The organism is Kribbella qitaiheensis, assembly GCF_014217565.1.
Classification (GTDB): Bacteria; Actinomycetota; Actinomycetes; order Propionibacteriales; family Kribbellaceae; genus Kribbella; species Kribbella qitaiheensis_A.
This window is the reverse complement of the sequence record NZ_CP043661.1, coordinates 336320-363073: the sequence shown is the minus strand read 5'-3', so window position 1 is coordinate 363073 and position 26754 is coordinate 336320. Positions and strand designations below refer to the sequence as shown.

General features: G+C 67.8%; 18 protein-coding genes and 2 pseudogenes. 14 read left to right on the top strand and 6 right to left on the bottom strand.

Going from position 1 to position 26754, the window contains the following annotated elements; translation table 11 throughout:
• Positions 1-315 precede the first annotated feature (315 nt).
• Together F1D05_RS01575 and F1D05_RS01570 are read left to right on the top strand one after the other, a co-directional pair.
• Positions 316-1470, top strand: coding sequence for a low temperature requirement protein A (locus tag F1D05_RS01575; RefSeq protein WP_185445558.1), 1155 nt, complete (start codon positions 316-318; stop codon positions 1468-1470).
• A 10-nt stretch (positions 1471-1480) separates the two neighbouring features.
• Positions 1481-1852 (top strand): YchJ family protein, encoded by a 372-nt coding sequence (locus tag F1D05_RS01570; RefSeq protein WP_185445557.1) that lies wholly within the window; start codon positions 1481-1483, stop codon positions 1850-1852.
• A gap of 266 nt (positions 1853-2118) precedes the next feature.
• Here the strand turns inward: F1D05_RS01570 and F1D05_RS01565 are convergent, their stop codons facing one another.
• Positions 2119-2544: a hypothetical protein gene (locus F1D05_RS01565; RefSeq protein WP_185445555.1), complete on the bottom strand. Its 426-nt coding sequence runs from the start codon at positions 2542-2544 to the stop codon at positions 2119-2121.
• 58 nt (positions 2545-2602) lie between these two features.
• Complete coding sequence (locus F1D05_RS01560) at positions 2603-4930, bottom strand: chitobiase/beta-hexosaminidase C-terminal domain-containing protein (RefSeq protein WP_185445553.1); 2328 nt, start codon at positions 4928-4930, stop codon at positions 2603-2605.
• A gap of 232 nt (positions 4931-5162) precedes the next feature.
• Here F1D05_RS01560 and F1D05_RS01555 point away from each other — a divergent pair, with 232 nt between their 5' ends.
• Positions 5163-7382 (top strand): NADP-dependent isocitrate dehydrogenase, encoded by a 2220-nt coding sequence (locus tag F1D05_RS01555; protein WP_185445551.1) that lies wholly within the window; start codon positions 5163-5165, stop codon positions 7380-7382.
• Positions 7383-7604: 222 nt separating this feature from the next.
• Here F1D05_RS01555 and F1D05_RS01550 read toward each other — a convergent pair whose 3' ends face one another.
• Positions 7605-9656 carry a HelD family protein gene (locus F1D05_RS01550; RefSeq protein WP_185445549.1) on the bottom strand — a complete coding sequence of 684 codons (2052 nt, stop codon included), beginning with the start codon at positions 9654-9656 and terminating at the stop codon, positions 7605-7607.
• 195 nt (positions 9657-9851) lie between these two features.
• Positions 9852-11042 carry an ROK family transcriptional regulator gene (locus F1D05_RS01545; protein ID WP_185445548.1) on the bottom strand — a complete coding sequence of 397 codons (1191 nt, stop codon included), beginning with the start codon at positions 11040-11042 and terminating at the stop codon, positions 9852-9854.
• A gap of 121 nt (positions 11043-11163) precedes the next feature.
• Here F1D05_RS01545 and F1D05_RS01540 point away from each other — a divergent pair, with 121 nt between their 5' ends.
• From F1D05_RS01540 to F1D05_RS01500, 11 genes and pseudogenes are all read left to right on the top strand, one after another.
• On the top strand, positions 11164-12132 hold the full coding sequence (locus F1D05_RS01540; protein WP_185445547.1) for an ROK family protein: 969 nt from the start codon (positions 11164-11166) through the stop codon (positions 12130-12132).
• On the top strand, positions 12129-13841 hold the full coding sequence (locus F1D05_RS01535; protein ID WP_185445546.1) for an ABC transporter substrate-binding protein: 1713 nt from the start codon (positions 12129-12131) through the stop codon (positions 13839-13841). The genes F1D05_RS01540 and F1D05_RS01535 overlap by 4 nt, the downstream gene beginning before the upstream one ends.
• 139 nt (positions 13842-13980) lie before the next feature.
• Positions 13981-14469: pseudogene (locus F1D05_RS42725) on the top strand (ABC transporter permease); the annotation flags it as partial.
• Positions 14470-14542: 73 nt separating this feature from the next.
• Positions 14543-14926: an ABC transporter permease gene (locus F1D05_RS38565; RefSeq protein ID WP_206686034.1), complete on the top strand. Its 384-nt coding sequence runs from the start codon at positions 14543-14545 to the stop codon at positions 14924-14926.
• Positions 14927-14929: 3 nt separating this feature from the next.
• Positions 14930-15868 carry an ABC transporter permease gene (locus F1D05_RS01525; protein ID WP_185445545.1) on the top strand — a complete coding sequence of 313 codons (939 nt, stop codon included), beginning with the start codon at positions 14930-14932 and terminating at the stop codon, positions 15866-15868.
• Complete coding sequence (locus F1D05_RS01520) at positions 15846-16838, top strand: ABC transporter ATP-binding protein (RefSeq protein ID WP_185445544.1); 993 nt, start codon at positions 15846-15848, stop codon at positions 16836-16838. The genes F1D05_RS01525 and F1D05_RS01520 overlap by 23 nt, the downstream gene beginning before the upstream one ends.
• A pseudogene (locus tag F1D05_RS42720) lies at positions 16835-17366 on the top strand (ATP-binding cassette domain-containing protein); the annotation flags it as partial. The gene F1D05_RS01520 and the pseudogene F1D05_RS42720, both read left to right, overlap by 4 nt.
• 63 nt (positions 17367-17429) lie before the next feature.
• Positions 17430-17876: an oligopeptide/dipeptide ABC transporter ATP-binding protein gene (locus F1D05_RS41735; RefSeq protein ID WP_428995049.1), complete on the top strand. Its 447-nt coding sequence runs from the start codon at positions 17430-17432 to the stop codon at positions 17874-17876.
• Between the two features lie 105 nt (positions 17877-17981).
• On the top strand, positions 17982-18917 hold the full coding sequence (locus tag F1D05_RS01510; protein WP_185445543.1) for an ABC transporter ATP-binding protein: 936 nt from the start codon (positions 17982-17984) through the stop codon (positions 18915-18917).
• Positions 18914-20263, top strand: coding sequence for an ABC transporter permease (locus F1D05_RS01505; protein WP_185445541.1), 1350 nt, complete (start codon positions 18914-18916; stop codon positions 20261-20263). The genes F1D05_RS01510 and F1D05_RS01505 overlap by 4 nt, the downstream gene beginning before the upstream one ends.
• Positions 20264-20268: 5 nt before the next feature.
• Positions 20269-23007 (top strand): alkaline phosphatase family protein, encoded by a 2739-nt coding sequence (locus F1D05_RS01500; protein WP_185445539.1) that lies wholly within the window; start codon positions 20269-20271, stop codon positions 23005-23007.
• A 1083-nt stretch (positions 23008-24090) separates the two neighbouring features.
• Here the strand turns inward: F1D05_RS01500 and F1D05_RS01495 are convergent.
• Both F1D05_RS01495 and F1D05_RS01490 read right to left on the bottom strand, forming a co-directional pair.
• On the bottom strand, positions 24091-25377 hold the full coding sequence (locus F1D05_RS01495) for an ABC transporter ATP-binding protein (protein ID WP_246486360.1): 1287 nt from the start codon (positions 25375-25377) through the stop codon (positions 24091-24093).
• Positions 25378-25491: 114 nt separating this feature from the next.
• Entirely contained in the window at positions 25492-26751 is a 1260-nt protein-coding gene (locus F1D05_RS01490; protein ID WP_185445537.1) for an aminotransferase class I/II-fold pyridoxal phosphate-dependent enzyme, read from the bottom strand.
• Positions 26752-26754: the final 3 nt, after the last annotated feature.

Sequence of the window (26754 nt, the reverse complement as noted above, 5' to 3'; positions counted from 1 at the left end):
GATCAGCTTCTCCTGGGCGAGCTTGGCGCGGAAGTAGCCGCTCTCGACCAGCTTCGTGCTCGCCGAGCTTCGCGACGAGCTTCGATCCGATCAGGCCCGTACCGCCGATTACCACGATTCTCATGGCACACCTTCCTTGTCCGCCGGGGCATTCGTTGCTGTCCGGTCACCAGCTAAGACCGGAGAGCCCGCCCGGCTGTGACAGCGGCTCCTTCCCCTTCTGCCACAGTTGGGACTGCTGTGCTGTCTCAGCTGCTGACCGACAGGAGTGGAACCTTGCCCCCAGCAAGCTCCCGGATGCCCATCCGGGTACGGATGAGCGCGCGGCCGATCGACGAACCGCACCGCGTCTCCAGTCAGCTCGAACTGCTGTTCGACCTGACCTTCGTGATCGCCGTCGCGGCCGCCACGGCCCAGCTCGCGCACCAGATCGCCGAGGCCCACGGGCTCACCTCGATCGTGCCGTTCCTGCAGGTGTTCTTCGCGATCTGGTGGGCCTGGATGAACTTCACCTGGTTCGCCTCGTCGTACGACACCGACGACGTCCCCTACCGGCTGCTCACGATGCTGCAGATGGCAGGCGTCCTCGTGCTGGCCGCCGGCGTACCGGCTGCGGCCGATCACTCCGACTTCCGCGCCGTCACGTTCGGCTACGTGATCATGCGGATCGCCCTGGTCGCGCAGTGGGTGCGGGCCGGCATCGAAGACCCGGCAAGTCGGCGTACGGCGTTCCGCTACGCCGCTGGAATCGCCATCGTCCAGGTGGGCTGGGTCCTCCGCCTCGTCGTCCTGGACACGGGCCTGCTGCCGTCATCGGCCCAGCTCCCGCTGTTCCTGGTGATGGCCGTCCTCGACCTGCTGGTACCACGCTGGGCCGAGCGGACCATGCCCACCAACTGGCACCCACACCACATCGCCGAGCGCTACGGCCTCTTCACGATCATCCTGCTCGGCGAGAGCGTGCTGGCCGCGGCGACCGGGGTCCAAGGCGCGCTGGATGCCAACGGGATCAGCGGCTCCTTCGTCACCATCGCGATCTCGGCCCTGGTCCTGCTGTTCGCGCTCTGGTGGCTCTACTTCCTCGAACCGGCGGGTGAAGGCCTCAGCGCCAACCGCAACTGGTCCTACTTCTGGGGCTACAGCCACTACGGCATCTTCGCCGCCCTGGCCGCCCTCGGCGCCGGCCTCGAGGTCGCCGTCGAGCAATCCGGTCACCACGTCGAGGCAGGACACCTCGAAGTCACGTACGCCGTCGCCATCCCGGTCGCGGTGTTCCTCATCCTCCTCTGGGCGGTCCACGCACCGCTCGTCGAGGAGCCCGTCATCCCACCCGCCATCCTGCTGACCTGCGCGGCCGTCATCCTCCTGCTCCCCCTGACCGTCAGTTGGATCGGGGTCACGGCGGTCATCGCCGCCATCGCGGCCACCACGGTCCTCCTGATCGCCACCACCGTCGCCCGCGGGCACTAGGTTGTCTCGCATGGCCGAACTTTGTCCGTGTGGACTCGACGCTGGTTATGACGACTGCTGCGGACGCCTGCACCGGGGGAAGGCGGCGGCGACCGCCGAGCAGCTGATGCGCTCGCGGTACGTCGCTTATGTCGTCCACGACGCCGCCTACCTGCTCCGCACCTGGGCTGCGGCGAGCCGCCCACCGCATCTCACCTTCGAAGAGAACTTCGAATGGACCGCCCTCGACATCCTCAACACGGCCGGCGGCAGCGCCTTCCACACCGAAGGCACCGTCGAATTCCGCGCCCACTACCTGGCCGACGGACAACCAGGCGACCAGCACGAGATCAGCCACTTCGCCCGGGAGAACGACCTCTGGGTCTACGTCAAAGGCGCCTAACAGAGCGCCCACAGCCGCCGGGAATTCTCACCGCCCCACTGGGGACTCCGGACACCAACTGGGGACTCCGGACACCAACTGGGGACTTGGGACACGTAATACCTTGTCCAAGCCCCCGACATCGTGTCCGAACCCGCCGCCTGAGCTCGCGTGGCCAAGGCGAGATTGGTGGGATCAGGCGGGGACAAGCGTGACCCGGCCGGTCGCCAGGCGAGGACGGCGCATCCCTGGCGGTCCGGTCCACGCCGACCGAGCCGACAGTCGTTCTAAACCAGCCCGCTTTCGGTCAGGCGGAGTTCGAGCAGCCTCTTCAGCGGGAGGGATTCGCCGTCGCGGGCGCCTTGGCCGATGACGAGCGGCGGATCCGACGGCAGGATCCGTACGCCGACCAGGCGGGCCTTCAGGCCGGCCGGTACGCCGAGGATGTAGAAGTTGCCGTCGGTGTCGATGCCGAGCGACTTGTTGCGGCGCAGATACCACCCGGTGATGCCGGTCTTGTAACTGGCGCCTGAGCCGACGACCGGCGCCCGAAGCTTCTGGGGCTCGATACCCGCCGCGTGCAGCTTCTCGATGAAGTCGGCCAGCAGACCGCGAGCCTGCTCGGTCTCGGCGGCCTTCCGTCGTTCGAGCGCGGCGGCATGGGCGGCCGAGGCTTCCCGCCGCTGCTCGCGCCAGCTCGTTTGATCGTCCACGACGCCAGCCTAGTGCGGGGCGGGAGCCCGGTGCCGTGCGGCACCGGGCTCCCTCAGCTCACGGGTAGCTGACCACGTTCACCGGGACAGTCCCCGGCGGCGTCACCGCGCCGGTGTCGTTGATGACGTGGGTGATCACGCCCTGGTAGTTCAGCGACACCGTGCACAGACTGTGGAAGCGCACGTTCGCGTTGTTCGGCACCTCGAACGCGTTGTAGGCACTGACGGACGGGTTGACGTTGAAGAAGTTGTAACTGCCCAACCCCCACGCCTCGTGCGAGGTGACGTTGTCCCCCACCTTGTACGCCGGGTAGCCGTTGCGCCCACTCGGCCGGTTCCAGCTCGCCTGGTTGGGCACGTCGTACGGCATCTCGTTCTGGAAGAAGATCGTCTTGCCACCCTGGCCGTTCCAGATCACCTGGCTCTTCTGGTAGTGCTCCACGAACAGCCCGCTCGCCAGCACGTTGTTGCCGTTGACAAGCAATCCGGTATCGCCGGTCGCCTGCGTCCAGCCCCACGTCCCGGCATTACCGTGGTCGGCTCGCCAGGCCCAGATGTGGTCGATGATCGTGTTGTTGCTGTTGACAACGAGACTCGTGGTGGCGTGGCCGGCGATCGACCCGCCGATGCGGAAGAACACGTCCTGCAGGGTGGTCGGGTTCGCCGCGTGGCTCGCGGCGGAGCCCGACGGACCGACGGTCAGCAGCGCCGCCGAGTTCGTCGTACCGGCATCGAACAGCAGGCCCTTCAGCCGTACGCCGTCGACATCGGCGACCTGCATCGCGTTGACGCCGTTGTCCGGGATCAACGTCGGGTAGCCGATACCGAGCACGACGGTGTTGGCCTTCGTCACGTTCAGCGTCTGGTTGAGGTGGTAGACGCCCGGGGTGAAGAACAGGTTGCAGCCGGACGACAGTGCGGAGTTGATGGACGACGCGGTGTCGCCCGCCTTCACCACGTAGAACTGGCTCATCGGGATCGACGTACCAGGGGTGGAGCCGTTCGCCCAGCTCGCGCCCGACGCGTTGGTGCGCAGCGACGGCGTGAAGACGCGGTACTTGCCCGCCCCGTCGATGTACAGATACGGCACGTCGCGTGAGACCGGCGTGGTGCCCAGGGTGGTCTCGGGCGGGTTCGGGAAGGTGGTCGCGGGAGCGCCCGTAGTACCGGAGAAGACCATGTTCCAGACGCCACCGGCCCAACTGCCGAGGTTGCTGTCCCGGGTGTACCACTGCTGCTGCGAGATGGACGCGGTCTCGCCGGACACCTTCGTGTCGGCGATGTAGCCACCGCTGGCGAAGCCGTAGCTGGCCGGGTAGAGCTGCAGGTTGCCGCGGATATCCATCCGGCGGAACGGCGCGGCCTGCGCGACGGCCCAGCGATCCGAGCCGCCGACCGGGTTGACGGCCATGTTCTCCGCGGACCGCCAGAAGTTCTGCAGCGCCACGCCCTGGTCGGAAGCGTTGAAAGCGTCGACCGTGATCGCGCCGTTGATGACCACGTCACCCGGGTTCTGGCCGAGGCCCGCGACCGAGGTGTAGTAGCCGACGTCGTCGTGCACGCTGTAGGCGCCGGGCTTGAACAGGTGCGCGACCCGGCGGTTGGCCATCTGCGCGGTCAGGGTGTCCTTCTGCGCGTTGAAGTCCGCGTCGAGCTGCGCTTGGATGGTCGCCGACGACATGCTCGGGTCAAAGATGCGGGTGTTCGGGCCGAAGTTCGGTACGTCGGACTGCGTCGGGCAACTCGCCGGCGTACTGCCGATCGTGTACGTCGCACCCGCCACGGTCGAATTCGTCAGGCCGGACTTGATGCCGATCGCGTTGACCGTGCGCGACGACGGAACACTGATCGGGCCGCTGTAGAGCGTCGAGGACGCCGTCGGCGTGGACCCGTCGACCGTGTAGCGGATGGTGGCGCCCGAGGTGGTGGTGGAGATCGTCACCGTCTGGGCGGACGAGTACTGGCCACCCGCCGGCGAGAAGGTCGGCGTCGCGACAGCCGTAGTCGTACTACCGCCGTGGGTGTAGGAGAAGTGTGGCGTGTCGTACTGCGGGCCGCTCTTCTCGTACGTGAACCAGTAGTCGACGACGGTCCCTGTGGACAGCCCGCTCACTGTCGTCCGCCAGGTGCCGCTGCTGAGGGTCATGCGGACGTTCTGCTGCCCTTGGCCGGTGACGGTGTAGTGCACGTCGACATAGAGCGCCGACGTGGTCGGGGTGAACGAGATCTGGGCCTGGGTCGCGTTCAGCGACGCGGCCGACTGCGTGTAGTCGTCGGCCGCCGTCGCTACGCCGCCCACCAGGAGGGTCGAGCAGACGGCCAGGACGATCGCGATCAAGGTCGCGCGCCGGCGCGACCGTCGGCGGGTTGTTTCGGGACTAGGCATCACGGGTGCCACCTCCAGGGGGCGGAAAGACGAAGGCAGGAGGTGAGAGCGCTCTCACGTATCGCGAAGGTAGCTCCTCCCCGCCCGCTGCGGAAGAGCCCGGCCACCACTACCTGGAGTTGTCGTGACCATCGCCACTCGCCGCCGGGCGCGGCCGGTCCGCCGACTAAGGTGGGGTTGCCTCCACGGGGTGGCCCGAGGAGCGACATCGACGGAGTAGAGGACATACGCGGTGACTGAGTCGACCATCATCTACACCCATACGGACGAGGCCCCGGCCCTGGCGACGTACTCGCTCCTGCCGGTGATCCAGGCGTACGCCGCGCAGGCCGGTGTGGGCGTGGAGACCCGGGACATCTCGCTGGCCGGGCGGATCATCGCCGTCTTCGGCGACCACCTGACGCAGGACCAGCGGATCCCGGACGCGCTCGCCGAGCTCGGCGACCTGGCCAAGACGCCGGGTGCGAACATCATCAAGCTGCCGAACGTCTCCGCCTCGATCCCGCAGCTCAAGGCCGCGATCGTGGAGCTGCAGAGCCAGGGCTACGCGCTCCCGGAGTACCCGGACGAACCGAAGACCGACGCCGAGCGGGACATCCGCACCCGCTACGACAGCACCAAGGGCTCCGCCGTCAACCCGGTCCTGCGCGAGGGCAACTCCGACCGCCGCGCACCCGCCTCGGTGAAGAACTACGCCAAGACCCACCCGCACCGGATGGGCGCCTGGACCCCTGAGTCGAAGACCAACGTCGCGACGATGGCCGCCGACGACTTCCGCTCGACCGAGAAGTCGGCTGTGATCGAGTCCGACGGCACGCTCCGGATCGAGTTCGTCGGCGCCGACGGCGAGACGTCCGTACTGCGTGAGTCGATCCCGGTCCTGGCCGCCGAGGTCGTCGACTCCTCGGTGATGCACGTCGCCGCGCTGCGCGAGTTCCTGACCGCCCAGCTCGCTCAGGCGAAGACCGACGGCGTGCTGTTCTCGGTGCACCTGAAGGCCACCATGATGAAGGTCTCCGACCCGATCGTCTTCGGCCACGTCGTCCGCGCCTTCTTCCCGAAGACGTTCGCGCAGTACGGCGAGACGCTGGCCGCGGCTGGGCTGTCCCCGAACGACGGCCTCGGCGGGATCTACACAGGGCTGGCCGCACTGGCCGACGGTGACGCGATCAAGGCCTCCTTCGACGCCGAGCTGGCCGACGGCCCGGCGCTGGCGATGGTGGACTCCGACAAGGGCATCACGAACCTGCACGTGCCGTCCGACGTGATCGTCGACGCTTCGATGCCGGCGATGATCCGCACCTCCGGGCACATGTGGGGTCCGGACGGCGGGGAGCACGACACCCTCGCCGTACTGCCGGACAGCAGCTACGCCGGGATCTACCAGGTCGTCCTCGACGACTGCCGCGCGTACGGCGCCTTCGACCCGTCGACGATGGGCTCGGTCCCGAACGTCGGTCTGATGGCGCAGAAGGCCGAGGAGTACGGCAGCCACGACAAGACCTTCGAGCTCGCGGCCGCCGGTACCGTCCGGATGGTCGATGCCGACGGCAACGTCGTACTGGAGCAGGCGGTCGAGGCCGGCGACATCTTCCGTGCCTGCCAGACCAAGGACGCGCCGATCCGCGACTGGGTCAAGCTGGCCGTCACGCGGGCCCGGGCAACCGGTGACCCGGCGGTGTTCTGGCTCGACGAGACCCGCGCACACGACGCGAACCTGATCGGCAAGGTCGTGAAGTACCTGACCGAGCACGACACCGAGGGCCTGATCATCAAGATCCTGGCGCCGGTGGACGCGATCAAGTACTCCCTCGAGCGGATCCGGCGCGGTGAGAACACCATCTCCGTCACCGGTAACGTGCTGCGCGACTACCTGACCGACCTGTTCCCGATCCTGGAGCTGGGCACCAGCGCGAAGATGCTGTCGGTCGTGCCGCTGATGGCCGGTGGCGGTCTGTTCGAGACCGGCGCCGGCGGCTCGGCGCCGAAGCACGTCCAGCAGTTGGTGAAGGAGAACTACCTGCGCTGGGACAGCCTCGGCGAGTTCTTCGCCCTGGCCGCGAGCTTCGAGCACCTGGCGCAGACGACCGACAACGCGCGGGCGCAGGTCCTCGCTGACACACTGGACCGCGCGACGGCGACGTTCCTGAACGAGGACAAGTCCCCGACCCGTCGCGTCGGTGGGATCGACAACCGCGGCAGCCACTTCTACCTGTCCCTGTACTGGGCGCAGGAGCTGGCCAAGCAGACCGACGACGCCGAGCTGGCCAAGGCTTTCACCACCGTGGCCGAGACCCTCGCCGCCAACGAGCAGACCATCATCGAGGAGCTCCTCGCGGTACAGGGCTCACCGGTCGGCCTCGGCGGCTACTACCAGCCCGACCCCGCCAAGGCCGCAGCCATCATGCGCCCGTCCAAAACCTGGAACGACACCCTCGCAACCCTCAGCTGACAGCACTCCCTCAAGGCGCCCGGTGACCACGTCACCGGGCGCTCTTGTATGTACACCCGCTTCGCGTCCTCCTCCGTCGGTGCACTAGTCCAGGAAGTGGAAGCCGGGCCGCGGGTGCATCAGGAACTCGTGGTGGGAGCAACGGGGACGGGCCCCATATGCTAGGTAAGCCTTACCTAAGTCCGCTACCCGGGGTCAACCTTGCGCACCGAGCGTCGCGGCTTACCGGTTCAGGGCCGCGGGCAACGGTTCCGCGTGGATGATCCGGAGGTGGCTGACGGCTCGGGTGAGTACGACGTACAGGCGCTGGAGGCCGCGGGGTTCGGCGGCCACGATGCGGGCCGGTTCGGCAACGACGACCGCGTCGAATTCGAGGCCCTTCGCGAGAGAGGCGGGGGCACAGACCAGGCGGGACGATTCCATCGCGTCCTCGCTGGCGCCGAGGAGCGCCGGCTGAAGGCCGGCGGCGGCGAGTGCGTCACGCAACCCGGCGACCTGGTCGTCGGCCGCGATGAGTGCGACCGAGCCTTCGCCGGTGAGTGCGGTCCTGCAGGCGGCGACGATCGCGTCCGCGAACGAGAGCTCGTCGGCCGGGACGATCGAGAGCGCGTCGGCGACCGTACGGACACCACGCGGTACGCCGAGCGTCGGTGCGATCTGTGGCAGCAGCTTCGCCGCGAAGTCGATGATCTGGTCCGGTACGCGGAACCCCCGATCGAGCTCGGCGATGACGGCATCCGCCTTGTCGAGGTGGCCGAGCACCCGGTCCCAGGAGCCGGCAGCCCACGGGGTCGTCGCCTGGGCCACGTCGCCGAGGACGGTCGCCGACCCGGTCCGGCAGCGCCGCCCGAGAGCGCGCAACTGCATCGCCGACAGGTCCTGCGCCTCATCCAGGACGAGGTGGCCGAGTGAGCCGGACCGACGCTCGATCAGGTCCTCCAGCTCGTCGAGCAGCACCGCGTCCGCGACCGACCACTTCGCCGATTTCCAGGAACCACGCGCCTTGGGCCGAAGCAGCGCAGTACGTTCGTCCTCGGTGAGCTCGTCGGCCGACTGCGCCAGGAATTCCGCGTCGGAGAACAACCGGTGCAGCACCTGCTCAGGCACGACCTGCGGCCACACCGCGGCGAGCAGATCCTTCACGGGCTTCGACCGGGCGACGGCATTCTGCACCCGATCGTCCGGCGAATCGCCGCTCTGCTCCATCTGAACCAGTACGGCGTGCGCGACCCGCTGCGCGAGAGCATTCCGGCCAGGGGCGTATCTGGTCGATTGGTACAGCGCGGAGACGATCTCCCCGAGCTGGTAGTCATGCACCCGAAAGCGCCTGGATCCCTTGCTGTAAAGGATTCCCTCGGCCGGCTTACCGACGTACGACCACAAGGCCTTCCGCAGTACGTCGGCCATCCGGGCATCACCCTTGACCCGCGCGTTCTCCGCCTCGTCCGACGCCGTCGCGGGCCGGGTGATCAGCTCTTCGATCGTGATCTGCCGTACGTCGACCTCGCCTAGCGCGGGCAGCACCTTGCGGATATAGGAGAGGAACGAACTGTTCGGCCCGACGATCACGACACCGCCACGACTCAGCCGCTCGCGCTCGGTGTAAAGCAGGTATGCCACGCGGTGCAGGCCGACGGCTGTCTTACCGGTACCGGGCGCACCCTGCACGCAGACGGAAGGATGCAACGGCGCCCGGACCAGGTCGTCCTGCTCCGGCTGGATGGTGGCCACGATGTCGCGCATCGGCCCGGTCCGCGGCCGCTCGATCTCGGCCCGCAGGAACTTGTCGGCCTGATCGGACTCGATGACTCCGACCAGCGGCTCGTCCTCGAAACCGGTCAGCTCGGCCGCATCGGAGAAGCCGTAGCGACGCCGCAGTACGACGTGTTGCCGGTCGCCCGCCGTCGCCCGGTAGAACGGCACCGACACCCTGGCCCGCCAGTCGACGACGAGCGGGACGCCGCTGCCGTCGTGCACGTGCCGGCGGCCGATGTGGATCTGGTCGATCCCCTCGATGGTGCCGGGCTCGTAGTCGAGCAGGCCGAAGAACAGCGGCACGTCCGGCAGGTCGACCAGGGCCAGCACCCTGTTCTGGTGGGCACGGGCGTTGGCCTCGTTGGTGAAGCGTTCGTCGTTGTCCTCACCGCCGATGACCGGGATGTCTCGCACCAGCACGTCGGCGTGCATGCGGGCCAGCGCGGCGCGGGCCTCGTCCAGGAAGATTCGTTCGGTTCGGAGTTCGGGCAAAGCAGGGACAGGTACGGATTCGACCATGGAAAGAAGCCTCGACTCGCGTTGGCACGGATACGAACGACGGACTGGCGGCGATCAACAGGGTCCCGCCCCGGAGGCCATCCGGTTCGTTTCGATCCTTCACGCAGATACGGAAAAGGCAGATCGAGCACGCTACCAGCGCCTGCCGCCGGCCCGCCACCGAATATCCGCCGACGGGCTGCCGACCGACCCGGGTCAGCTGGTCATCCGGTGGCCGGCGAGGTGTTGCCAGGCCTGGTCCAGACCGGCGGCGAGGCAGCCGGCCACGACGGTGTCGACGCCGAGGACGCTCACCTCCACCTCCGGCAGCACCGGCGCCAACCGGCGCAACTGGTCGACGACGGCCTCGAGGAAGCCCGGCGCCTGCCCGATGCCACCGCCCAGCACGATCAGGTCAGGGTCGACGACGGTGATCACCGTGCACACCGCCTTGGCTACCAACAGCGCCTCCTCGGCGACGACCGCGGCCGCGACCGAATCGCCACGCGCCGCCGCCGCGAACACCTTCTCGGCCGTGGAGGCACCCCGGAGACCGGCGCGCCGGCCGGCTCGCACCACGGCCGCGGCCGACGCCGACGCGTCGAAGCTGCCCCGCTTCCGGGCATCCCGCGCGTCGCTGCCACTGCCTTCGGCGAAAGGCAGATAGCCGATCTCGCCGGCCACCCCGTGCGAGCCGTGCCGCAGCTTGCCGTCGAGCACCAGCCCCATCCCGATACCGGTGCCGACGGAGACGAAGGCGAAGCTCTCGACGCCGCGACCATGACCGTGCACGCGTTCGGCCAGCGCCGCCGCATCGACGTCGTTCTCGATCATCAACGTCGCCCCGAACTCCTGGCGCAGCGCCGCCAGTACGGCCGGGGAGTCCCAGCCGATGCGCCCGGTCAAGGTCAACGTGTCCAGCCCCGGATCGTAGACACCCGGACTTCCGATCACCGTCTGGATCAGCTGGGCGGACGAGATGCCGGCCTCGGCCAGCAACGTCCTCGCCAGATCGGCCAACTCCTGCACGCGGGCCATCGCGTCGCCGGCTTTCGTGTGCACGCTCAGTCGACTGCGAACGGTGCCGGCCAGATCGGTCACCGCGCCGCGCAGAAACTCGCGTCCGACGTCCAGCCCGAGCACGAACCCCGCCTCCGGCCGCACCTCGTACAAGATCGCGGCGGGCCCGGGACTGCCGGTTCGCTGACCGGTCGCGTGCACGAGTCCGGCCCGCTCGATGCTGCCCAGCGCCGCGGAGACCGTGGGTTTCGACAGACCGGAGAGATTGGCGAGCTCCGTCCTCGACAGCGGCCCGGACCGGCGGATGTGATCGAGCAGCACCTGCTCGTTGATCGCACGGATCAGTCGCGGGCGGGCCGCGGCGGCACCTCCCGCGACAACCGTCATCTGAAGCTCCTTACGTTGCGAACTCTTAATACCTACGTCACCAAGAGGCCTTGTGTCGACAGTGATTGTTAACGTAGTTTCCGATTAATTGTATTTGGTAGGCACGAGGAGGTGCCAGCCCATGACTCGTTCGCCGGTGGTCCTCGGACTCGACTTCGGCGGTACGAAGATCGCCGTGGCGGTCTGCGACCTTTCCGGCCGACGTCTCGGTGTCACGACTGTCGAAAGTCTGGCCGAGGCCGGAGCCGGGGCCGCGCTTGCCCGTGGCCTGACCGCTGCCCACGATCTGTTGGCGGAGGTGGCCCCGGACGGCCGGCTGGCGGCCGTTGGTGCCGCGACACTCGGCATTCCGTACGACGACCGCGTGGAGCTCGCACCGACCTTTCCCGGCTGGGGCGAACTCCCGTTCGGACAGTTGGTGCGAGACGCCTTCCCCGGCGTACCGGTCCAGCTCGCGACAGATGTGAAGGCAGCAGCAGCCGCCGAGCTGCGCTGGGGTGCCCTTGTCGACTGCGATCCGGGCATCTACCTCAATCTCGGCACGGGTCTGGCGGTGGCGATCGTTGCCGGTGGCACGGTGATCTCCGGCGCGCACGGTGCGTCCGGCGAGATCGGCTACAGCCTGCGAGCGGCTGCGGACGTATGGATCGACTCGACGGAACGCACGATCCTGGAGGAGGTCGTCAGCGGCCAGGCGCTCGAGGCGACGGGCAGTGGCCGCCTCGGGCTGAAAGTAACAGCGGCCGAGGTCTTCGCGCTGGCCGAGACCAAGCCGGAGGCCGCAGTACTGACCGCCGGGTTCAACCGTGAACTGGCGATGCATGTCGTCAACCTGGCCATCGCCATCGACCCGGTCCGGATCGTGGTCGGCGGCGGGCTGGCCGGTTCCTGGGACCGGATCGCACCTGAGCTACGCCGCGCACTCGACGCGGCAGTCCCCTTCCCACCGGAGTTGACGGTGGCCCGGTTCCCCTCGGACGCGCCGCTGGTCGGTGCGCTCGCCCTTGGGGTCCAGGGCCGCCGGCGCCGTCCTCGACGAGGGGGCCTTCGCATGATCATCAATTCAAGTAGTGAAAGGCAGAGACGATGAGGGCCATCAAGCGTGTTGGCGTCACCGCGATAGCCGTCGGCCTCCTGGCCGCCGGTTGTGGCGGCGGCGACCAACCGATCGGGAACACGTCATCGAGCAATCCCCAGGCGTCGACCAGCAGTGGTGGCGCTCAGGGGGCGTACAAGAAGGGCGGCACCGTCACGATCGCCAACGTGGGCGGGCAGACCTGGCCGTGCCAGTTCAACCCGTTCAACCCGGCGGTCAACCAGCAAGCCCTCGGTTTCGTCTACGAACCGCTGACCTTCGTCAACGTCCTGAAGACCGGCGAGACCACCCCGATGCTGGCGACGTCCTTCGCCTGGTCGCCGAAGAAGGACTCGATCGTCTTCACCATCCGCTCCGGGGTGAAGTGGAGCGACGGCCAGGCCTTCAGCGCCGACGACGTCGCGTTCACCTTCAACCTGATGAAGCAGCAGCCGGCGCTCGACCTGTACTCGCTGTGGACGGGCGCGGGTCTGACCAGCGTCACCGCTGCCGGCGACAAGGTCACGCTGCAGTTCAAGGCGCCCGCCGAGCCGTACTTCTTCAACTTCGCCAACCAGATCGGCATCGTCCCCAAGCACATCTGGTCGACCGGTGACGCGGCCGCCAAGTCCGCCACCTGGGCCAACACCAAGCCGGTCGGCACCGGGGCGTTCACGGTCGCCTCGTGCAGCAGCAACAACATCTCTTATGTTGCCAACGGCACCTACTGGCAGCCGGGCAAGCCCTACCTGGAGAAGGTCCAGTACCCGGCGTACCTGGACAACAACCCGGCCAACCTCGACCTGCAGAGCGGCAAGGCGCAGTGGGGTGGCCAGTACATCCCGAACATCGACAAGTTCTACAAGTCGAAGTCGCCGGAGAACAACTACTGGTTCCCGCCGACCGCGAATGTCGCGATCATCCCGAACCTCGACCCGTCCCACAAGATCACCAGCAATCTGGCGATCCGGCAGGCGATCGCCTACGCGCTCGACCGGGAGCAGATCTCCAAGATCGGTGAGAGTGGCTACCAGCCGGCCGCGAACCAGGCCGGTGTCGTCACGCCGACCTTCGACAAGTACTTCGACAAGGACGCGCTGACCGCCGCCGGCTACGACAAGCCGAACCCGGACAAGGCCAAGCAACTCCTGCAGACCGCCGGCTACTCGTCGTCGAACCCGCTCAAGCTCAGCGTCATCACGGTCACCGGCTACACCGACTGGGACGCGTCGCTCGCGGTCGTCAAGCAGCAACTGGCGACCGTCGGCATCGAGCTGACCATCCAGGACCTGCAGCAGCAGTCGTACAACCAGAAGCTCTTCACCGGTGACTACGACCTGGCGTACTCCAGCCAGTCCGGCGGACCCACGCCGTACTACGAACTGCGGCAACTGCTGTACTCGAAGAACTCCGCGCCGATCGGCAAGCAGGCCAGCAGCAACTACCAGCGCTACATGAAGCCCGAGGTGGACGCGCTGTTCGACCAGTACGCGAGTGCCGACCCCGACACGCAGGTCAAGCTGATCAAGCAGATCTCGTCGTACATGATCAAGGACGTACCGCTCATCCCGACCACCGAGTCGGTCGACTGGTACCAGTACAACACCAAGGACATCGACGGCTGGCCGACGCAGGACAACCCCTTCGCCCAGCCCGCGCCGTACAACATCCCCGACGTCGGGCAGGTGCTGAGCAACCTGTACTCGAAGTCGGCCCAGAAGTAGCCGGCACAGAAGTATTCAGTACAGGAACAGCAGTCAGCGCCCGCAGCAGGGCGTCCGCGAGAGTGAGCACAAGGAGCTGTCAGCCGTGAGGTTTCTGATCCGTCGCCTCGGCTTCTTCGTGCTCACTCTCTGGGCGGCGATGACGCTGAACTTCTTCATCCCGCGGCTGATGCCGGGCAGCCCCGAGGAGGCGCTGCGGGAGCGGTTCAGCAAGGGCGGCTCGGTCGTCTCGCCGGAGCAGTTGCGGACCGTGCTGGCCGAGTTCGGCTTCGATCCGGACAAGAACATCCTGCTCCAGTACACGGAGTACCTGAAGGCGATGGTGACCGGGCACTGGGGCGTGTCGATCGGCAGCAGTCTCGGTGTCCCGGTGACCACGCTGATCGGCGACGCGTTGCCGTGGACGCTCGGGCTGGTCGGCATCGCGACCGTGCTGGCGTTCGTCCTCGGCACGCTGATCGGGACGATCGCCGGCTGGCGGCGCGGTGGGCTGATCGACGGGATCGTGCCGCCGGTCTTCATCGTCACCTCGGCCCTGCCGTACTTCTGGGTCGCGCTGCTGCTGATCTCGCTGTTCGCGATCGGCAACAACCCGATCCTGCCGAACGACTTCAACTACGACCAAGGGCTGACGCCGGGGTTCAACGGCGAGTTCATCGTCAGCGTGCTCAAGCACGGCATCCTGCCGGGCCGGCACCATCTTGATCACCGCGATCGGCGGCTGGATCCTGACCATGCGGAACAACATGATCACCACCTTGGCCGAGGACTATGTCCGAATGGCCCGGGCCAAGGGCATCCCCAACCGGCGCATCATGTTCGGGTACGCCGGCCGGAACGCGTTCCTGCCGAACCTGTCCGGCTTCGCGATGTCACTCGGCTTCGTCATCTCCGGCACGATCCTGGTCGAGTACGTCTTCAACTACCCCGGACTGGGTTACATGTTCTACAACGCCACCGTCAGTACGGACTATCCCTTGCTGCAGGCACTCTTCCTGCTGGTGACCCTGGCCGTATTGATCTGTGTCCTGCTCTGCGACTTCGCGGTGTTCCTGCTCGACCCGCGAGCCCGGACGAAGGGATAGCCCATGAGCGCGATCGTCGCCGGAACGGCAGCAGCACCCGCACCGAGCGCGACTCGGCGGCCGCGGGGCGGCCTGTTGCGGGCCGTCATGCACAACCGCAAGGCCATGCTCGGGGCGGCCTTGCTCTTCCTCTTCATCCTGCTCGCAGCGTTCCCGCACCTGTTCGTCCCGTGGCTGCACGGTGACCCACGGGCGATCGGCGACCTGCCGCTGGAGCCACCGTCCGGCGAACACTGGCTAGGTACGACGGGCCTCGGCCAGGACGTGTACGCCGAACTGATCTACAGCACCCGCGAGTCGCTGGTGATCGCGATCGTCGCGGGTCTCGGCGCGACGATCCTCTCGGTCGTCATCGGCGTCTCGGCCGCCTACCTCGGTGGGTTGGCCGATGACGGCCTGTCGATGCTGACCGACATCTTCCTGGTGCTCCCGACATTCCCGCTGATCATCGTGCTGGCGACGTACGCCGGTAAGGGCAACCTGACGGTGATCATCATCGTGCTGGTCGCGACCGGCTGGTCCTACGGCGCCCGGCAGATGCGCGCGCAGGCGCTGTCCCTGCGCAACCGCGACTTCCTCGAGTCGGCCCGGGTCCGCGGTGAGCGCCGGTCGTACATCATCGTGGTCGAGATGCTGCCGACGATGACCTCGCTGATCGTCGCGAACTTCCTCGGCGCCGCCCTGTACTCCGTGCTGACGGCCGCCGGCCTGCAGTTCCTCGGGCTCGGCGATCCCAACTCGCTGAGCTGGGGCACGATGCTCTACTGGGCGCAGAACCAAGGGGCCCTGGTCAACGACCTGCCCGCGTGGGCCTTGTCGCCGGGCCTGGCGGTCGCCTTGCTCGGTGTTTCCTTCGCCCTGCTCAACTACGCGTTCGACGAGATCAGCAACCCCGCACTGCGGCCGGTTCGGAGGCGACGTGTCAAGTCAGCCAATTCTTGAGGTCCGCGATCTCACCGTCGAGTACGACACCGGGGACAGTCCGGTCGTGGCGGTCGACAAGGTGGATCTCGAAGTCCATGCCGGTGAGTTCGTCGGGGTGGTCGGCGAGTCGGGCTGCGGCAAGTCCACGCTGCTGTTCGCGATCGCCCAGTTGCTGAGTTCGCCGGCCGCCATCACCGGCGGCAGCGTAGTGTTCCAGGGCCAGAACCTGGTCGCCATGAGCGAGAAGAGCCTGGCCGCGTTGCGCTGGCGCGATTTCTCGGTGGTGATGCAGAGCGCGATGAACGCGCTCAACCCGGTGAAGAGCATCGGCGCGCAGTTCCGGGACGCGATCATGGCGCACGACGAACACGTGGCCGACGACCGTCCGGCCGAGGTGATGCGGCTGGTCGGCATCGACCCGATCCACCTCAAGAGCTATCCGCACCAGCTCAGCGGCGGGATGCGGCAGCGGGCCATGATCGCGATGGCGCTGTTGTTCACCCCGGACCTGATCATCATGGACGAGCCGACCTCGGCCCTCGACGTCGTCGCCCAGCGGTCGCTGATGGTCCAGATCAAGGAGCTGCAGCGGCAACTCGGCTTCGCTGTCATCTTCGTCACCCACGACATGTCGCTGGTCAGCCACTTCTCCGACCAGCTGATGGTGATGTACGCCGGCCAGGTGGTCGAGCTCGGCGCCACCCGGGCGGTCTTCGACCATCCGGCCCATCCGTACAGCAAGGGATTGCTCGACGCGTTCCCGTCGATCCGCGGCCCGAAGGTGCCGCTGACCGGGATTCCCGGCAGCCCACCCAATCTCGCCCACCCGCCGAGCGGTTGCCGGTTCCATCCGCGCTGTCCGGAGGCGTTCGCGGACTGTCCCAAGATCGAGCCCGAGCTCTATCAGGTCGGTTCCGTCCAGGCCCGCTGTCTGCTGCACGCTCCCGAAACCGCAGTGGCCGAACCAGTGAAGGAGGCGACGCCATGACGGCGACGAGAGTCTCCCCCACCGACGCCGAGGCGGCGACCGGGCCGTTGCTCGAGACGAAGGACCTGACCCGGCACTTCCGGGTCGGTCGCGGGTTCTCCCGCCAGATGTTGCACGCCGCCGACGACGTCAACCTCACTATCGATCGACAGGAGATCGTCGCGCTGGCGGGCGAGAGCGGCAGTGGCAAGAGCACCATCGCCAGACTGCTCGCGGGGGTCTACAAACCGACCAGCGGCGAGATCTTCTACGAGGGACGCGCCTTGTCCGGCCTGAGGTCCCGCCGGGACCAGCTCGCCTACCGCAGCGACGTACCGATGGTTTTCCAGGATCCGTTCAGCTCCCTCAACCCTGCCTTCCGGGTGTCGCACGGCATCACCCGCAGTCTGAAGCTGCACAGCGGTGAGCTCACCAAGGCGCAGCGGCACGAAGAGGCAGAGCGAGTCGTCGAGGCGGTAGGACTGACCCCGGGCCGCCGACATCATGCAGCGCTATCCGTACGAGCTCAGTGGCGGTCAGCGCCAGCGCATCGGCTTCGCGCAAGCCCTTGCGCACAAGCCCAAACTGATCCTGGCCGACGAGCCGGTCTCGATGCTCGACGTGTCGATCCGGATCGGCCTGCTCAACCTGATGGCAGAGCTCCGGAGTACGGCCGGGGTGTCGTTCCTCTACATCACCCACGACATCGCGAGCGCGCGGTACGTCGCCGACAAGCTGATGATCATGTACGCCGGTCACATCGTCGAGTCCGGACCGACCGAGTCGGTCCTGGCCAACCCCAAGCACCCCTACACCGATCTGTTGCTCGGCGCCGTGCCCGATCCGCGGGCGCCGCTCACCGTCGGCGTCGAGGGCGACACCGGCGAGCCGCCCAGGGTCATCGACCCGACACCCGGCTGCCGGTTCCGCTGGCGCTGCCCGCTGGTCGTCGACGAATGCCACCACGTCACGCCCAAGCTCCGCGTCCTCGGCGACGGGCACACCGCGGCGTGCCACGTCGCGGAACCGGACATCGAGAAGTCGCCCACGCCCGCCTGAACCGCACAGCAGGTCGCCTGCCGTTCTATGAACGTTAAACCTGCGGTCCTCGCCTCGGTCGGATAGCGAAACTATGTTCCATAGAGGCCAGGAAAGTGGGTACTCATGGACGAGCAGGTGGCTGTCCGCGCGCGCGGAATCAGCAAATGCTTCGGCGAGGTCGTGGCGCTCGACGGCATCGAGCTGGAGGTGGCGGCGGGCCAGATCCACGGTTTGGTCGGACCCAACGGCGCCGGCAAGACGACCCTGCTCGGCCTCCTGCTGAGCCTCGCCGTCGCAGACAGCGGCACCCTGGAGATCCTCGGTACGCCGGTCGGCCGGGCGCTCGCCGCTCCGGACGGTGTCGCCGGTTTCGTGGACGGACCCGGCCTCTATCCCTCGCTCACCGCCAGGCAGAACCTGGCCGCGCTGGCCGCCCTGCGCGGGAAGGCGCCGACAGCAGGGATCGACGACGTGCTCGACCAGGTCGGGCTCACCGACGTCGCCGACGACCGGATCCGGGGCTTCTCCCTCGGCATGCGGCAGCGGCTCGGCCTGGCCGCCGCCCTGCTCACCAAGCCCAGACTCCTGGTCCTCGACGAGCCCTCGAACGGACTCGACCCGGCCGGCAAGAAGCACGTGTACGGCGTACTGACCCGGCTCGCCGCGGACGGAACGGCCGTGGTCCTGTCCAGCCACCGGATGGACGACGTCGAGGCACTGTGCTCCGAGGTCACCATCCTTTCCACCGGCCGGGTCGCCTTCTCCGGACCGCTGACCAAGCTGGCCACCGAGACCCGTGAACTCGACTACCGGCTGACCACCTCCGATGCCGAGGCCGCTCGGCGGATCGCTGGTGAAACGGAAGGCGTCCGGGTCGTCGACGACGGCGTACGAGAAGACGCCGAGCTGCTGGTGGTGTCCGCGCCGGTGCTCGCCATGGACGAACTCGTGAAAGCCCTTGTGTACGGCGGTATCGCGGTGCGCGAGCTGGCACCGGTGGTGTCGCCACTCGAGGCCGCGTTCCTCGCCCTGACCGAGCAGCAGGAGACGAATCGATGACCGCGACCCTTGTTCAGGCACCGGTCGCGAGCCCGGTCTCGGTGGCGCGCGGCTACCGGTTCGAGCTGGTCAAGCTCGTCTCGCAGTGGCGTGTGCGGTTGGTGATCATCGCCTGCTGGCTCGGGCCCGCGCTCTTCGTCGCCGTGATCAGCCGGCAGGCCTCGCTCCCGGTCGACACTCTCTTCGGCCGGTGGATGCACGCCACCGGGTGGGCGGGACCGCTGGTGATCCTGGGCTTCTCCGGCTCGTGGGCTCTCCCACTGCTGACTTCGCTGGTCGCCGGTGACGTGTTCGCGGCCGAGGACCGGCTGGGCACCTGGCGCCACCTGCTGGTGGCGGTCCGGTCGCCGCGACGGATCTTCGTCTCGAAGGCCCTCGCCAGCCTCACCGTCATCGTGCTGCTCGTGATCGGCCTGGTGTGTTCGAGCACGATCAGCGGCCTCGCGGTCGTCGGCAACAGGTCCCTGATCGGCCTCGACGGCCAGCTGCTGTCGCCGGGCGACGCCGCCGGGAAGGTCCTGCTCGCCTGGGCCTGCGCGCTCGCCCCGACCCTGGCTCTCGCCGCGATCGGCCTGCTCGGGTCCGTCGCGCTGGGCCGGTCGCCGATGGGCCTGTTGCTTCCTGCGGTGGTCGCCTTGGCGATGCAGCTCGTCCAGCAACTCCCGGTACCCGTCGCCATCCGCTACGCCCTGCCCGGCTACGCCTTCATCAGCTGGAACGGCCTGTTCACCGGTCCGGCCCAACTCGGACCGCTGCTGATCGGCATCGCGGTCAGTCTGGTGTGGGTGGTCGTCGCGACGGCACTGGCTTACTTCCTCTTCGTACGGCGTGACTTCACGAACCCGGCGCACGACGGGTCAGGCCGGCTGGCGTTCACCGCGGGCCTGCTGCCGCTCGTCGTCCTGTTCGCCTTGACCGCCGGGGTGCTGACCGCCGCGACCGGGGGCGGCTCCGGGATCGATCAGGACAAGGTGCAGCGGTCGGTCGCCACGTCCTTCGCGCACCTCTATCGCCTGCAGACCAAACAGCTCAACCGGCCCGACGTCACCGAGGAGCAACAGCAGACCTCCGCCGCCTGCACCAAAGGTGGCGGCCAGGTCTCGGCCGTCGGTCCCGGCAACGACTGGCGCTGCGTCGTGAGCTGGCACCTGCCAGGTGTCGAAGCAGCCGGTTCGGCTATCTACCAACTCGACATCAACCCGCTCGGTCGGTACGTCGCCGACGGGGACGGACCGAAAGAAGTCAACGGCTTCTTCCTGGTCCGGACCCCGGCAGGCGACGAACCGAACCCGTTGTGGCAGTTCGACGGCAACCTCGAACTGCTTCCGTCCACCCCGAAGGGATAGCCCCCATGCAGGTAACACGCCGTCGTAGGCGTGACGAGAAAGGCCTAACCAGCCTTCTTCGCCGCCGGATTCCATTGGTCACCGCGGGAACCACCGCCATCGCCGTGACCCTTGCCGGCACCGCGGTCGCCTCGACCGTTCAGTTCGGCACCGAGCAGGTCGGCCAGGTCACCGACAAGGGCCAGGTCGTCTCCAGCGACCAGTACGTCGAACCGTTGGGCGAGCGTCTTCTCCTCCAGAAGGGGAAGATCATGTCGTCCACGGTCAGTCCGGACGGCGGCCATCTGGCCGCCTCCGTGACCGATGGCGGGATGGCGCTCGCGATCGTCGACCTGAAGACCTGGAAGGTGCAGCAGTACGTCGGCAACAACGCCGCTGCCGACCTGAAGATCCCCAAGAACGACGTCGGCCAGGAAGGCCCGACGTACTCCCCCGACGGCTCGCAGCTGTGGCTGGGCCAGTCGGACGGCTACCGCAGGTTCACCGTGAACCCGGACGGCAGCCTCGCCAACCCGACCTTCGTCACGATCGCCGCGGACGGCGCGAAGCGCGCACTGGTGGGTGAGGCCGTGTTCTCGGCCGACAGTTCCACCGTGTACTCCGCGGTGAACGGCCAGAACAAGGTCGTCGCGATCGACACCGCGACCGGCACCGTCAAGCAGAGCTGGGCCGTGGGCAACGCGCCGCGTGACATGGTCATGGTCGGCGACAAGCTCTACGTCAGCAACGAGGGCGGCCGTCCGGCCAAACCCGGCGAGCCCACGATCGAGTCGTACGGCACGCAGGTGCCGGCCTCGCAGATCACGGCTGCCACCACCACCGGCACGGTCAGCGTGATCGACCTGTCGAAGCCGGCCGCCGCGCCCGCGAGCATCGACGTCGGCCTGCACCCGACCGCCGTGTACGCAAAGAACGGCGTCGTGTTCGTCACCAACACCGCCACCAACAACGTCTCCGTCATCGACACCCGGCGCGGCAAGGTCGTCCAGACCATCGCCACCCAGCCGTGGCCCGAGGCCTCTGTGGGTTACGAACCCGACGGCGTGACGCTCACCGACGACGGCCACCTGCTGGTGTCGCTCGGCCGGGCCAACGCGGTTGCCGTCTACAACTACAGAAGCCCGCTGGAGCCCGTCAGCTACGTCGGTCTGCTCCCGACGGACTACTTCCCGGCGGAGCTCGCGACCGTCGGCAAGGACATCGTGGTCTCCAACACCCGCGGGGTCGACGCCCGCCGTACGACGACTGCCGCCGGTCGCGGCACCCACGACACGACGTCGAGCCTGACCCGGTTCCGGCTGCCGGATGACCGCACCGTCCGCAAGGGCACGGACAAGGTCTTCCAGCAGAACGGCTGGACCAAGGGCGCGGCCCGGGCGGGCCAGGGCAACAAGAAGCCGGTGCCGGTGCCGAACCGGCTCGGCGAGCCCTCGACGATCAAGCACGTCTTCCTGATCGTCAAGGAGAACCGGACCTACGACCAGGTGTACGGCGACATCCCGGCGGGCAACGGCGACCCGGCGCTGGCGCAGTACGGCGAGAACGTGACGCCGAACCAGCACGCGATGGCCAAGCAGTTCGGGCTGTACGACAACACCTACGACATCGGCACGAACTCCGCCGAGGGTCACAACTGGCTGATGCAGGCCGACAACCCGGAGTACACCGAGTCCTCGGCCGGCGAGTACACCCGCAGCTACGACACCGAGAACGATGCACTCGGCCACCAGAAGAGCGGCTTCATCTGGACCGGCGCGCAGGCGGCCGGCAAGTCCGTCAAGGACTACGGCGAGTTCCAGTCGATCGAGAGCAAGCCGGCCGGCGCGACCTGGCAGAACCTGTACTGCGACACGAAGAACATGGCCGCGACCGGGCAGAACACCGCCTACCCCATCACCACGGGCTCGGCGATTCCGTCCCTCAACGCCGTCTCGGTGCCGGGCTTCCCGCTCTTCGACACCAGCGTCCCGGACATCTACAAGGCCGAGATCTTCAAGCGTGACTTCGAGGCCACCGGACCGGCGAACCTGAACATGTTCTGGCTGTCCAACGACCACACCGGTGGACCGCCGAACGGCGCCGCCCAGGTCGCCGACAACGACCTCGCCACCGCGAAGATCGTCGACCAGATCTCGCACAGCAAGTACTGGAAGGACTCGGCGATCTTCATCGTCGAGGACGACTCCCAGGCCGGTCTCGACCACATCGACGGCCACCGGGCTCCTATCCAGATCATCAGCCCCTGGGCGCAGCACGGCGTCGTCGACAGCCGCTACTACACCCAGATCACGATGATCCGGACGATCGAGCAGATCCTCGGGATCAAGCCGATGAACCAGAAGGACACCGCCGCCACACCGATGACGACTGCGTTCACGACGAAGCCCGACTTCACCCCGTTCACAGCGGTGCCGAACCGGACCTCGCTGACCGCGGGCCTGAGTACCCTGCCGCCTTGCGGTGCGGACGTTCCGGCGGCGCAGAACCCGAACGCGGCGCCCGCCCCGAAGGCCGTCGTACCGGCGGATCAGCAGGACGTCGCGGCGAAGTGGGAAGCCTGGAAGTCCCAGCAGCGAACCACCGGTCCGAATGCCCGGGCCGACTTCGCCAACCCCGCGCAGATGAACCACTTCGACTGGTACCAGGCCCACGACTGGTCCACGCCGTACCCGGGCGAAGCCAAGATCGTCGCCCCGGCCGACGTGCCCGGTTCCTACCTCCCGGCCCCCGAGTCGGACGGCTAACCGGCCGGCTCCCCCCCCCCCCAACGCCCCCGGCCCCCCGGCCCCCCGGCCCCCCGCCAACAACCCGCCAACAACCCGCCGAAGCCCACAACCGGCAACCCCGGTCACCATCAATGCGCTCCCCTCCTCCCCTGGGGGTCAGCCCACTGCCATACCAATGGGCCAACCCCCACACACCAGGGCCAACCCCCACACAGCAGGGCCAACCCCCACACACCAGGGCCAACCCCCACACAGCAGGGCCAACCCCCACCGGCAACCCCGGTGACCATCAATGCGCTCCCCTCCTCCCCTGGGGGTTAGCCCACTGCCATACCAATGGGCCAACCCCCGCACAGCAGGGCCAACCCCCACACAGCAGGGCCGACCCCCGCACGGCAGGGCCGACCCCCACCGGCAACCCCGGTGACCATCAATGCGCTCCCCTCCTCTCCTGGGGGTTAGCCCACTGCCATACCAGTGGGCTAACCCCCGCACAGCAGGGCCAACCCCCACACAGCAGGGCCGACCCCCGCACGGCAGGGCCGACCCCCACCGGCAACCCCGGTGACCATCAATGCGCTCCCCTCCTCTCCTGGGGGTTAGCCCACTGCCATACCAGTGGGCTAACCCCCACACGGCAGGGCTAACCCCCACACAGCTGGGCTAACCCCCTCACGGCAGGGCTAACCCCCACACAGCTGGGCTAACCCCCACACGGCAGGGCTAACCCCCACACAGCTGGGCTAACCCCCTCACGGCTGGGCTAACCCCCGCACGGCAGGGCTAACCCCCACACAGCTGGGCTAACCCCCACACAGCTGGGCTAACCCCCACACAGCTGGGCTAACCCCCACACAGCTGGGCTAACCCCCACACGGCGGGGCCGACCCCCACTCGGCGGGGCTAACCCCCACAAGGTGCAGCGGACCCGATGGGGTCAGCCCGCGGATCTGGCTCTGCTGACCGGCCCGACCAACGCGGCCCGCCCGACCCGGCTCCTGGCGCGATCACCTCGGCTGACGCCATCGCAGTACGAGCCCTGTCCGGCAGTTTGCCGGACGGGGCTCTGCGTTGGACGGCAAGAGCAGGGGCCCAGCGGGCTCAGCGTTTGACGCGGTCCACCCGGCGGCCGCGCTGGTCGAAGATGTGGATCCGCGAGACGTCCACGGTGAGCCGGATCTGGTCGTGCGTCTTCAGGCCGACGACGTTGTCGATCTCGATGACGAGGTCGGACCGCCGATGGGTCGCCGAAGCGAGTGGCTCCAGCGGGGGCGGCGTGCTGTCCCGGCCGAGGGATCGCACCTTGGACGCCACTGCTGACAGGCGTCCGGCGCTGCGGTGGACCCGAGAGCCCGCGCTGTGCGAGGTTGGCCGGCCGGTCCTCACCTTGCGACGCCGGCTGAGGCCGATCAGATCGGGATTCAGCAACTCGAGACCGGCGTCGACGAAGGCGATCCACTGGTGGCCGTGGAATTCCAGCGCCCGGATCGTGCCGGACAACTGGTTCGCGTCGCCGCCGCCCGCGGTCACCGAGAAGGCGTCCGAGCGGGCTCCGACGATGACCTGTTCACCGGCGTGGTCGCGCAGGATCATCGATCTGCGGTCCGTCGGTGGCAGCGCGATCGTCTGGCTGCCGAGGTCCAGGGTGACCCGGTGGTGGGAGGCGACCTGGACGATCGCGGTCATCAGGTTGATCCTCGGCGTACCGAGGAAGCCCGCGGTGAACGCGGTGGCCGGGTCGTCGTAGACCTGCGCCGGGGTGCCGACGTCCTCGATCTTGCCGTCCCGCATGATCGCGATCCGGTCGGCCAGCGTCAGCGCCTCGACCTGGTCGTGCGTCACGTAGACCGTCGTCACGTGCATGTCCCGGGTCATCGAGCCGATCTCCTGGCGCAGCTCGGTCCGCATCGTCGCGTCCAGGTTCGACAGCGGCTCGTCCATCAGGAAGACCTTCGGCTGCCGGACGATCGCCCGGCCGATGGCGACCCGCTGCCGCTGGCCGCCCGACAGCGTCCTGGGCAACCGGTCGAGCGCGCCGTCGATGCCGAGGATCCGGGCCAGCCCGGACGCCTTGGCGTTGGCCTCGACCAGGTCCTCGCCCGCCATCCGCAACGGGAACATGATGTTCTCGCGCGCCGTCCGGTTCGGGTACAGCGCACCGTTCTGGAAGACCATCGCGACCCCACGGTCCTTCGGGGTCAGCGCCGTGCCCTCGGTACGGCCGAACCACACCGCGCCATTGCTGAGATCCTCCAGCCCCGCGATCATCCGCAGCACTGTGGTCTTGCCGCAACCCGACGGCCCGAGCAGCACCATGAACTCGCCGTCCATGACTTCGAGGGTCAACTCATCGACGGCCAGATGGCCTCCCGGGTACACCTTGGACACCGAGTCCAGCCTGATTCCTGTCACGATCCTCCACTCGATCAGGGTGAGTAGACCGTGTCAGCACGGGGCGTGTCCAGAGTTCGTAAACTCCGAACACACCCCGTCAGCGCAGCGTCACGCGTTCAAGCGCTTGTTCGTAGCAACTAACCGGACGCAGGTCGCCAGACCGGTGATCGCGGTCTGGAGTTCGGCCGGATCGGGATAGGTCGGCGCGATCCGGATCGTGCGGTCCGCCGGCTCGTCGCCGTACGGGTGGGTGGCGCCGGCGGGCGTCAGGGCGATACCGGCCGCCTTGGCCTTCGCGACCACCTCTTTGGCGCAGCCTTCCGGCACCGTCAGGGTGATGAAGTAGCCACCGGCCGGGCTGGTCCAGGACGCCAGGTCGCTGTCGCCGAGCTCGGCGGTGAGGATCTTGTCGACCAGGTCGAACTTCGGCCGGATCACCGCGGCGTGCTGAGCCATGTGGTCCCGGAGACCCTCGGCGTCCTTGAGGAATCGCACGTGCCGCAACTGGTTGATCTTGTCCGGGCCGATGCTGCGCTTCACGGTGTGGCTCAGCCACCAGGTGACGTTCGCCGGCGAGGAGCCGAAGAAGGCGACGCCCGCACCGGCGAAGGTGATCTTCGAGGTCGAGCCGAAGACGAAGACCCGGTCGGCGTGACCGTTCTCGGCAGCGAGGGCGAGGATGTCGGCGATCTCGGCGGGCTCGTCGGCCAGGTGATGGACGGCGTACGCGTTGTCCCAGAAGATCCGGAAGTCCGGCGCCGCGGTCTCCATCGCGGCGAGCCGGCGAACCGTCTCGTCGGAGTACACGACACCGTCCGGGTTGCTGTACTTCGGCACGCACCAGATGCCTTTGACCGCAGGATTTTCGGCGACGAGGCCTTCGACCGCGTCCATGTCCGGTCCGTCGGGGGTCATCGCCACCGGGATCATCGTGATCCCGTAGCGCTCGCAGATGCCGTAGTGCCGGTCGTACCCGGGCACCGGGCAGAGGAACGCGATCTCGGGCTCGTCCGCCCACCGGCGGTCGGCACCCGGCACCTTGCTGAGCATCGCGAACACCACCGCGTCGTGCATCAGCTCGAGACTGGAGTTACCGGCGGCCAGCAACTGGCCGGCCGGCACCTGAAGCGCCTCGCTGAAGATCGCCCGCAGCTCCGGAAGGCCGTTGAGACCGCCGTAGTTGCGCAGGTCGGTGCCGTCCGCGGCGGTCGGCGGACCCTGCAGCTCCAGCAGTCCGAGCGCGAGATCGAGCTGATCCGGCGACGGTTTCCCTCGGGTGAGATCCAGCTTCAGCCCACGAGCGACCAGCGCTTCGTAGTCCTTGCGCGCACGATCGCGCTGAGCCGTCAGCTCTTCATTGGCAGTCACGAG

Bases quoted from the DNA above. Each gene is read 5' to 3' on its own strand.
- F1D05_RS01575 (WP_185445558.1), top strand. From the start codon at position 316: ATGAGCGCGCGGCCGATCGACGAACCGCACCGCGTCTCCAGTCAGCTC.
- F1D05_RS01570 (WP_185445557.1), top strand. From the start codon at position 1,481: ATGGCCGAACTTTGTCCGTGTGGACTCGACGCTGGTTATGACGACTGC.
- F1D05_RS01560 (WP_185445553.1), bottom strand. From the start codon at position 4,930: ATGCCTAGTCCCGAAACAACCCGCCGACGGTCGCGCCGGCGCGCGACC.
- F1D05_RS01550 (WP_185445549.1), bottom strand. From the start codon at position 9,656: ATGGTCGAATCCGTACCTGTCCCTGCTTTGCCCGAACTCCGAACCGAA.
- F1D05_RS01545 (WP_185445548.1), bottom strand. From the start codon at position 11,042: ATGACGGTTGTCGCGGGAGGTGCCGCCGCGGCCCGCCCGCGACTGATC.
- F1D05_RS01540 (WP_185445547.1), top strand. From the start codon at position 11,164: ATGACTCGTTCGCCGGTGGTCCTCGGACTCGACTTCGGCGGTACGAAG.
- F1D05_RS01535 (WP_185445546.1), top strand. From the start codon at position 12,129: ATGAGGGCCATCAAGCGTGTTGGCGTCACCGCGATAGCCGTCGGCCTC.
- F1D05_RS01525 (WP_185445545.1), top strand. From the start codon at position 14,930: ATGAGCGCGATCGTCGCCGGAACGGCAGCAGCACCCGCACCGAGCGCG.
- F1D05_RS41735 (WP_428995049.1), top strand. From the start codon at position 17,430: ATGCTCGACGTGTCGATCCGGATCGGCCTGCTCAACCTGATGGCAGAG.
- F1D05_RS01510 (WP_185445543.1), top strand. From the start codon at position 17,982: ATGGACGAGCAGGTGGCTGTCCGCGCGCGCGGAATCAGCAAATGCTTC.
- F1D05_RS01505 (WP_185445541.1), top strand. From the start codon at position 18,914: ATGACCGCGACCCTTGTTCAGGCACCGGTCGCGAGCCCGGTCTCGGTG.
- F1D05_RS01500 (WP_185445539.1), top strand. From the start codon at position 20,269: ATGCAGGTAACACGCCGTCGTAGGCGTGACGAGAAAGGCCTAACCAGC.